The 9,378-nt window shown below is 40.6% G+C and carries 8 protein-coding genes; 4 read left to right on the top strand and 4 right to left on the bottom strand.

Annotated elements, in window-relative coordinates; genetic code table 11:
• Positions 1 to 90: 90 nt before the first annotated feature.
• From AC25Y1_RS13305 to hutU, 4 genes are all read right to left on the bottom strand, one after another.
• Entirely contained in the window at positions 91 to 597 is a 507-nt protein-coding gene (locus AC25Y1_RS13305; protein ID WP_488148479.1) for a hypothetical protein, read from the bottom strand.
• 90 nt (positions 598 to 687) lie between these two features.
• Complete coding sequence (gene hutH, locus AC25Y1_RS13300; RefSeq protein WP_488148478.1) at positions 688 to 2,178, bottom strand: histidine ammonia-lyase; 1,491 nt, start codon at positions 2,176 to 2,178, stop codon at positions 688 to 690.
• A gap of 24 nt (positions 2,179 to 2,202) precedes the next feature.
• Positions 2,203 to 3,465: an imidazolonepropionase gene (hutI, locus tag AC25Y1_RS13295; protein WP_488148477.1), complete on the bottom strand. Its 1,263-nt coding sequence runs from the start codon at positions 3,463 to 3,465 to the stop codon at positions 2,203 to 2,205.
• A complete protein-coding gene (hutU, locus tag AC25Y1_RS13290) occupies positions 3,462 to 5,138 on the bottom strand; it encodes a urocanate hydratase (RefSeq protein ID WP_488148476.1) in 1,677 nt (558 codons plus the stop codon). The genes hutI and hutU overlap by 4 nt, the downstream gene beginning before the upstream one ends.
• A gap of 334 nt (positions 5,139 to 5,472) precedes the next feature.
• On the opposite strand from hutU, the gene AC25Y1_RS13285 reads away from it, so the two are divergent.
• From AC25Y1_RS13285 to AC25Y1_RS13270, 4 genes are read left to right on the top strand one after another with little or no spacing between them, the layout of a single operon-like run.
• Positions 5,473 to 5,607 (top strand): hypothetical protein, encoded by a 135-nt coding sequence (locus tag AC25Y1_RS13285; RefSeq protein ID WP_488148475.1) that lies wholly within the window; start codon positions 5,473 to 5,475, stop codon positions 5,605 to 5,607.
• Positions 5,601 to 6,344: an ATP-binding cassette domain-containing protein gene (locus tag AC25Y1_RS13280; protein ID WP_488148474.1), complete on the top strand. Its 744-nt coding sequence runs from the start codon at positions 5,601 to 5,603 to the stop codon at positions 6,342 to 6,344. The genes AC25Y1_RS13285 and AC25Y1_RS13280 overlap by 7 nt, the downstream gene beginning before the upstream one ends.
• On the top strand, positions 6,341 to 8,839 hold the full coding sequence (locus AC25Y1_RS13275; protein ID WP_488148473.1) for an ABC transporter permease subunit: 2,499 nt from the start codon (positions 6,341 to 6,343) through the stop codon (positions 8,837 to 8,839). The genes AC25Y1_RS13280 and AC25Y1_RS13275 overlap by 4 nt, the downstream gene beginning before the upstream one ends.
• Positions 8,836 to 9,375 carry a hypothetical protein gene (locus tag AC25Y1_RS13270; protein WP_488148472.1) on the top strand — a complete coding sequence of 180 codons (540 nt, stop codon included), beginning with the start codon at positions 8,836 to 8,838 and terminating at the stop codon, positions 9,373 to 9,375. Before AC25Y1_RS13275 ends, AC25Y1_RS13270 begins: the two co-directional genes overlap by 4 nt.
• Positions 9,376 to 9,378: the final 3 nt, after the last annotated feature.

The following is a 9,378-nucleotide window of genomic DNA, read 5'->3' as shown; positions in this document are numbered from 1 at the left end:
ATCATTAATTTTTCTTAAGTTGACGCGTATGGTCGCCGCCCCACTCCAATCAACTTATCTCACCATACAAGGAAGTTATACGGAGCTTTCCTACAACTGCGGGAACAGGAATATGATTACTAAAAGAATGAGCACTGTCACGTTCGCAGAGGACATGACTGTTCCTTTGTTAGTGTCTGCTTTCCCATATCGAAGCATGATTGACAGTACCAACAAATATATCAAAACCAAAAAGTAAACAATTAGTAGATCAAAAATCCAGTGCATTTCTGGTGTTACTTGAGAAAGAACGGTTACGCCTAATATTATGAAGACGATAAACGAAATAAATAGGATTACCCCAATTATAGCTGGCATGATTCTCCAAATCTTATGTACAAAGAGTGGTCTTCCCTTCTTCTCTTGTGATAGTAGTAAGAAAGAAAATCCCCATACAATTAATATGACTGTAAAGAAAATAATTAGAATACTCGGCTCAATAAATGAATCTACAAACGAAAAGAAGGCACTAATTTTTTCCGTGAATACATTTGTTACTATGATGGCGAATGAAAAACCAATAACAATGAGTACTTGATAAATCGTCCATTTTGACATAATAATTTCCCTCCAAGTACAGATACGTTTGAGGGCCCGTTTAGATTCAAAAAAAGAGCTGAAACCAGAAAATCGGTTTCAGCTACTTTTTTAATTCATCGCATTCCTCTTTATGAATTGTTCGATTGCAACGATATCCGGTGTGAAAACACGATCTTCATCGATAGGATTAACGACAGTAAGTAACTTCTCGAACTGTTTTCGTGTTTTAGATGCCATTAATTCTTTACCGCGAATCGAGCAACCCGTTAATGCGCAAAGTGCTTCGATTGCGAGTACATTTCTGGTGTTTTTTATTATCGACTGTGCATGTCTTGAACCGATTGTTCCCATCGACACATGGTCTTCCTGGTTTCCTGATGAAGGAATGGAATCTACAGATGCTGGATGAGCGAGTGTTTTATTTTCCGAAACAAGGCTTGCTGCGGAATATTGTAAAATCATAGCCCCGGATTGTAAACCCGGTTCCGGACTTAGAAATGGCGGCAGTCCTTCATTGAGTTGTGGATTGACAAGTCGTTCGATTCTGCGTTCTGAAATATTTGCGAGTTCCGCCACACCAATCTTCAGGAAATCCATTGCAAATGCAATTGGTTGTCCGTGGAAGTTTCCGCCTGAAACCACTGTATCGCCATCATCGAAAATAAGTGGATTATCTGTCGCCGCATTCATTTCGATTTCTAATTTTTCCTTCACGTAATTTAACACTTGCCAACTTGCGCCGTGAACTTGTGGAATACACCGAATCGAGTAAGCGTCTTGTACACGTTTTTCACCTTGAACTGTCGTTAATTGACTGCCTTCCAATAACTCAAGCATTCTCTCTGCAACGTCTACTTGTTCAGGATATCCACGGGCTTCGTGGATCGCTGGATGAAAAGCATCCGTTATTCCATGTAATGCTTCCATTGTCATGGCCGCGATCCATTCGCTATCTAAGGCGAGTGATTCTGCCTCTAAATAATTGATAACACCTTGGGCGGTCATTGCCTGTGTTCCATTAATGAGCGCGAGTCCTTCTTTAGCTTCCAAGACAATAGGTTCTAATTTATGCTTTTTCCAAATATCAGCAGCCGGAACTTGCTCGGTTCCTTGCCAAACGAAACCCTCTCCAAGCAGGACAAGTGCTAAATGAGCAAGCGGTGCCAAATCGCCAGAAGCTCCTAACGAACCTTGTTGAGGAATGACCGGGTGTATTTGATTGTTCACCATGTATACAAACCGTTCCAAAACCTCTGCACGTATTCCCGAAAAACCTTTTAATAATGCATTAAGTCTTAGAACGACCATTGCGCGTGAAACAACTTCTGGGAATGAATCCCCTACTCCGCAAGCATGTGATCGAATGAGATGAAGTTGCAACGCTTTCGTATCTTTTTCATCAATGCTGACATCACTAAATTTCCCGAAACCTGTATTAATACCGTAAACGGTTCGATCTTCCCGCACAATTTTCTCGACGGCAAGTCGGCTTTTCTTTACGCGTTCAATCGCTTTTTCGTCTAATGAAACAATAGATTCTTTATATAGAACATCTTTTAATTGATCAAGATTAAGTGTTGACCCCGTTAATGTAATCATGAAAACCCACCCTTTATACTCAATTCATTCGCCAACGACTTTTACGCCTTTTTTCCAAACGGTTTTAACATGATTAACACCGAATAAATATTGCAGTTCTTGGTAATTTGAAATATTCCAAAGAACGACATCGCCGTGTTTTCCAGGTTCAAGCGAGCCGGTCTTATTTTCCATTTGTATCGCGCATGCCGCGTTATAAGTTGCTGCCGTCAAAGCTTCCGCAGGGGTTAAGCGCATTGAAATACATGCTAAATTCATGACGAGCGGCATTGACGTTGTAGGAGAAGAACCCGGATTACAGTCTGTCGAAATCGCTACCGGAACCCCTTCGTCGATCATTTTCCGCCCCTCTGCCGCTTCTTCACGTAGAAATAAAGCCGTTGCCGGTAATAAACAAGCGATTGTTCCTGCATCCGCCATCGCTTTAATGCCCGCATCGGATGCCTTCAATAAATGCTCTGCTGAAATCGCACCCACTTTTGCAGCTAGTTCGGCACCGCCGTATGGCTCAATTTCATCTGCATGAATTTTTGGTGCTAAGCCGTACTTTTTCCCTGCTTCTAAAATACGCTCTGACTGTTCAGGCGTAAATACACCGACTTCACAAAAGACATCATTAAAGACGGCGAGTTTTTCACCCGCAACGGCTGGAAGCATTTCGTTTATAATCAACTCGACAAATTCATCTTCGCGACCTTTGTAATCTGTCGGAACAGCATGAGCCCCCATAAATGTTGGAACAAGATCTATCGGATGTTCATTTTGAAGTCTTTTCATGACACGAAGTTGTTTTAGTTCATTATCTAAATCGAGTCCGTAACCGCTTTTTCCTTCAACGGTCGTGACGCCGTGTTGTAAAAATGAATCCAGTCGCTTTTTTGACTGCTCGACTAACTCATCTTCCGTCGCTTCACGTGTCATTCGAGTCGTCGCGTGAATTCCTCCGCCTGCATTCATAATGTCCATGTACGTTGCACCTTCGAGACGCATTTCAAATTCTCGTTCGCGGCTTCCACCATAAGCGACATGCGTATGTGGATCAACAAGTCCTGGTGTGACCAAATGGCCAGTCGCATCTGTAATATCTGCTTCGGCTTCGCGATCCTTAAACTGTCTTTCAAGTTCATCTGTTGTTCCAACTGCTGTTATGACACCATTTTCTATCCAAACGCTACCGTTCTCTATGATTGATAGATCATTCATTGCTTCTTTAATACGCGGTCCTTCTGAGTTTTGTGCAAGTGTTACAAGTTGTGTTGCGTGTTTTATCCAAACGATTGATTTCATTTTTGTTCAACTCCTTTTGCCATCATCGGAATGCTGACGCCTTTTTCACGCGCCGTTTTTTCTGCTAGATCATAACCCGCGTCAACATGACGGACAATGCCCATTCCCGGATCAGTTGTCAATACACGTTCAATTCGGGCTTCCGCTTCTTTCGTGCCATCTGCAACAATGACCATGCCTGCATGAATGGAATAACCCATGCCAACCCCGCCCCCGTGATGTACTGAAACCCAGGTCGCGCCGCCGACTGCGTTGATCATTGCATTTAAAATCGGCCAATCAGCAACTGCGTCTGATCCGTCTTTCATCGATTCCGTTTCACGGTTTGGCGATGCGACTGCCCCTGAGTCAAGATGATCTCGTCCGATCACAATCGGTGCTTTTAATTCGCCAGATGCGACCATGTCGTTAATAATTTTTCCGAAACGGGCACGTTCCCCGTAACCGAGCCAACAAATTCTCGAAGGTAGTCCTTGGAACTCGATTTTCTCCTGTGCCATGCGAATCCAGTTGCAAAGATGTTTATTGTCGCTGAACTCACGTAAAATGACTTCGTCTGTTTTGTAAATGTCTTCTGGATCACCCGATAATGCCACCCAGCGAAACGGTCCTTTACCTTCACAAAACTGCGGACGAATATATGCAGGAACGAATCCTGGGAAGTCGAATGCACGTTCGACACCTTCATCTTTTGCGACTTGGCGGATGTTATTGCCATAATCAAATGTAATAGCGCCAAGATCCATCATTGCCAGCATCGATTCAACATGGCTTGCCATTGAAGCTTTTGATTTCTTAACATATTCTTCAGGATTTTCCCCGCGTAGTTTTGCTGCTGCTTCAAGGGACATGCTAGACGGAATATAGCCATTTAACGGGTCATGGGCGGATGTCTGATCTGTGAGTACATCAGGTATGAATCCGCGCGCAATCATTTCAGGTAACACATCTGATGCGTTCCCTAAAAGGCCAATCGACAACGCTTCCCCTTTTGCTTTCGCTTCTTCCGCTAAACGAATTGCTTCATCTAATGAATCAGTCTTCACGTCTGTGTAACGCGTTTCGATACGACGGTCGATTCTTGTTTCATCAACTTCTATGCCAATACAAACACCGCCCGCCATCGTAACAGCAAGCGGTTGTGCCGCCCCCATACCTCCGAGACCTGCTGTTAATGTAATCGTTCCTTTCAGTGACTCACCGAAATGTTGTTTCGCGAGTTCAGCAAATGTTTCATAAGTACCTTGAACAATCCCCTGGGAACCAATATAGATCCAGCTTCCCGCAGTCATTTGGCCGTACATCATTAAACCTTTTTTATCGAGCTCGTGAAATGTTTCCCAATTCGCATACGCAGGAACGAGATTCGAGTTTGCAATCAATACCTTCGGTGCGTCAGTATGAGACTTGAATATCGCAACCGGTTTTCCAGATTGCACAAGTAAAGTTTCATCATTTTCGAGTTCTTTCAGTGAACTAACAATGGCATCAAACGACTCCCAGTTTCGTGCCGCTTTTCCAATTCCCCCGTAAACAACAAGCTCATCCGGATGCTCTGCTACTTCTTCGTCTAAATTATTCATCAACATGCGAAGTGCCGCTTCTTGTTGCCACCCCTTCGTATTCAATTTGGTTCCCCGATACCTAATCACTTTTTCAGATGCTTTCCCCATTTTGAATTCCCCCTACTAAGTTTCTATCTCTATCTTACATGAGGAAAGTGCACTTTAAATGATTATTGCGAAAGTTTAGTCTCTGCTAACAGTGTGCTGTATCAGCGTGGTAAAGCGTTTTAGAAGATTTTTTGATGTTGATTTTCTTGTGAGTCAGAAACTCTAGACTTCAAATTGCCAACGCAAAAAAAGACTTTTCAAAAAAATGGAAATCCAACACCTTTCCCTCAATTAATTGTGCTACAATATTTAATAGTTAGATATTATCGATAAGTAGTATATCTTTCATTCATTATTTGAGTGAACAATAGACTTATAAGGGGGATATCGAGAAATGATTCTATCTGTCAAAGATGTACATAAGTCGTACGGAAAAGAAAAAGTCTTAAAAGGCATTTCGTTTGAAATAATAGAACCGCAAATCATCGCATTAATTGGCCCAATGGTTCAGGGAAATCCACATTGTTAAATATCATTACGAATCTATTGTCGGCTAATAGCGGCGAAGTGACGATTCTGGGTAAAACCAACAAAGACCCGAATATATTTCGGGAAATTAGCTATATGCAAGATAATTCGGTGCTCTATGATTACTTAACCGGTTATGACCATCTTCAATTTATCGGGGATGTACAAGGGATTTCGAAGGAACAAATTATTAAAACAGCTGAAAGAGTTGGAATGGCGGGCTATTTGAATAAGAAGATACAAAATTATTCGCTTGGAATGAAACAACATCTTTTGCTCACGATGGCCATTGTAAACGACCCGAAATTATTAATTTTAGACGAACCGTTGAATGGGCTCGATCCGACGAGTGCGATTCGTGTGCGTGAACTGCTACTCTCGTTGTACGAAAGCGGGACGACGATTCTTTTATCTTCACATAATCTAGGTGAAATTGACCGGGTGACTTCTAAGATTTTATTTCTGAAAGACGGTAATTTGATTAAAGAAGATATTTCCGAATATGAACAAATTCACTATGAGCTTGTTGTCGATGATGTTGGGAAAGCGAAAAGTGCGTTGATTCAGGAAAATATATCAGTTGAGGTTGTAGGTAATAATTTACAAATTAATAATCTAAATGCTGCCCTACTAGTATTGGAGCATCAAAAAATCACACTTCTTGATATCGAGAAAAAGATGCAAGGATCAGAGGATCGGTACAGAAAGATTTTCGGTAAACAAGGTGAATCACCATGAAGCTATTTAAATTTGAAATGAGGAAGTTGTGGCGCCAGAAGAAGTTTTTATTGTTGTTCGCTATTGTAATTCTCGCTATAGGCGGAATTTATTTGCAAAATCATTTTCAACAGCCTGAGATGGATGAGCGGGCCCTAGCAAACATTCAAGAATATATAGGGGAGACAGATGTTTTATATGCAAAGCTTAATGCATTAAGCAGGGAAAATATGCTGGATAAACTACAAGAACAACAATATGAATCCACCAATGCAATGGCCACAGCATTTTTCCAATGGAAGAGTGCTATTTACAATGAAAATTGGCATGAAATTCCGCAGCTTGAAAACGACTTTTTAACAAACTTGCAGGCGTTTGAAAATGCTGGAGGTCAATTTGAGGAATTACAAGGAATGGAAAAAGAAAGAGCAATTGCTAAAAATGAATGGTTATTAGTAAATAATCTTTCATACGAAGATGAAGCACACCCGGTTTCACCGGCCCTAATTTTAAAAGAAAGTACAGGGTTTCTTCTAGGCGTAGTTGGTATTCTGATTCTCTTATTATTTTTTGGAAACACAATCACGGTTGAAAAAGAACAACATTCATGGTCAACATTGAAAACACAGCCAATCAAAAAGTGGAAATTGATTGCAGCGAAATATGCAACAGCACTCGTGGCGGTTCTTGCACTTCTGGTGATGGTTGTGGTCATTGGATTGGTAATTCCATTGATTTTCAGTGGCTATTCAATAAATCTTCAGTACCCACAAATTTTAATGACGGGTGATTCCTTTACGATTATTTCAACCTCTCATTATTTACTACGAGGATTCGTGTTATTTATTTGCGCAAGTATTATCGCTTTCGGTCTTATCTTCTTAATTAGCACATGGTTGAAAAACTCATTTAGTGCATTGATCATTGCGGGTTTTATTATTTTGATCGGATTCTTTGCTGCAGATTTATTTACAGCATTGCAAACTGCTTTTAATCCATTCTATTATTTTCATTTCTCGCAAATACTGACAGAACTGCCTGGGCAAACCGATTTTCTGTATCCAATGGCAGCAATTCTGTGGGGTTTCGTATTCGTGGGTTTAGCGGTATTCCTACCGGAAAAGGAATTGTCTCTATTTGGTTCCGCGGAATTGAAGAAGCCATTTAAGAGAGGAATAACGAAACAGCCTCGGCCATTATGGAATATAATCATGTTTGAGTGGAGAAAAGCACGACGAAACGGGGTAATAAAGCAATCTTTTGTCATTCTAATTCTTACTGTCATACTTGGGTATTTTGCGATTACAGAACTAACTGATTCAAGAGAGACTGTTTATGTGGATACACTTCATGAAAGAAAAGTGTTTGACGAAGAAGTCATGATTCCTGACTTAGAACGAATGATAGCGTCGGGTGATGAATTTAGCAAAGATATTAATGAGAAATTGCTCGAATATGGGCGAGAAACGCTAGAGAAAAACAAAGCCGCCATTTTAGCTCTTGAAAGTCAAGATTGGGCGCCCTTTTATGACTATCAAATCCATTATATTTTGCAAGGTGAGTCCTATAGAGAAATTGAAAGAAGTGTTGGTGCTTTTTCATCGGGTGGGCAAGGTGATCCAATCAGTAATTTCACCTATGACGTAAGCGTCGCCGAAAAAAAGTGGCTGAAAGATAGAGATATTCAACCTGTTTTTTCAGGCGAGTATTTACTAACCATCCATGATAACTGGCAGAATTTTGAAGACCTACAAAAGACAAGGACAGATGAAAACATTAGAATAGACAATAGCGGATTGTATTCCCTATATGTCTATTTTGATAAGTATTTCTATTTCATCCCACTAATTTTATTCCTGTTTTTATTAGGCACAGGCTTCGCGAATGAAAAAGGTAAAAAGAAGACACTACAGCTTTTAAAGACTCAGCCAGTTGCTGAAAAGAAAATCTTTCTTGGAAAAGGCATATATGCATCGACAACCGCATTAGTAAGTAGTGTGGGGCTCTTTTCTTTCGTCGTTCTTATCGCAACAGTCTTTAATCGTTTTGGCGATTGGGATTATCCGATTTTACGTTATGACAGCCGGCGATTTGTGGAAGCGATTAATTTTGAGTACGACGGCATCCGGACGATTGAGGGGGCTGGGCAATTTATAACACTGGGGAATTATTTGATGGAGAGTATTGGTTTATTCCTTTGTGTTTTATTGTTTGTCATCAGTCTATCGATTTTTCTGTCCTTGTTTTTTAAAAGCACGTTTGGTGTCTTTACGACAACGATTTTAATCAGTGTCATTGGCTATGCGGGGAGCCGAGAGTTATTAACCGACCAAGCACATTTATCACCCTTCACTTATTTTGATATTAGTAAAATTACGAACGGTCAGGTTTCTGCTCTGGTAAATAATCCGAGCATTACCACACTGTCGGGGTACCTAGTGCTCCTAGGCGCGACGCTAATCCTTTTCCTAATTGGATATTTCTTTTTAAATTTGAAGAATAGAGGTGCGAAATGATGAAAAATTATGAGATGAAGCATATTTTTATGGCCATTGCGATTTGTATTGCGGTTCTATCGCCTATATTTATTTTAGTCTTGCCGACATCTGTCGCAAATACTTTATATCATACACCCGAGAGCTGGCATATGATCGTAGCTGGAAAAACCTACGGAGTATACGCCGTTGGATTTCTCTTTTTAACATTATCACCATTGGCATTATTTTTACTGGCAGGCAGAAAGTTTTCAGTTTTCATTAGCATAGCCTGTCTACTGTTAAGCGCTCTAACATTTTATATCGCTTCACTAAATTACACATCACTCGAATCGAATTCAATCTCATATCGGGAGATGTTCAAGACAGAAAAACATACCTATGCCTGGAGCGACATCGACCAAGTCTTTTATCATCAAGTAGATGAAAACGAAGGGTACTCGAAATTTGAATTCCACTTTATGGATGGCAACGAATTGACACTCCCTGAAAGGAACAGAGGTCTAAGGGAAAGCATTATTAATCGATTAAAAGCTGAAGATATTACGATTGAATAATTT

This window comes from Sporosarcina sp. Y1009 (assembly GCF_057669865.1).
The sequence above is the reverse complement of the archived record's forward strand: the minus strand, read 5'-3'. Positions and strand labels throughout refer to the sequence as shown.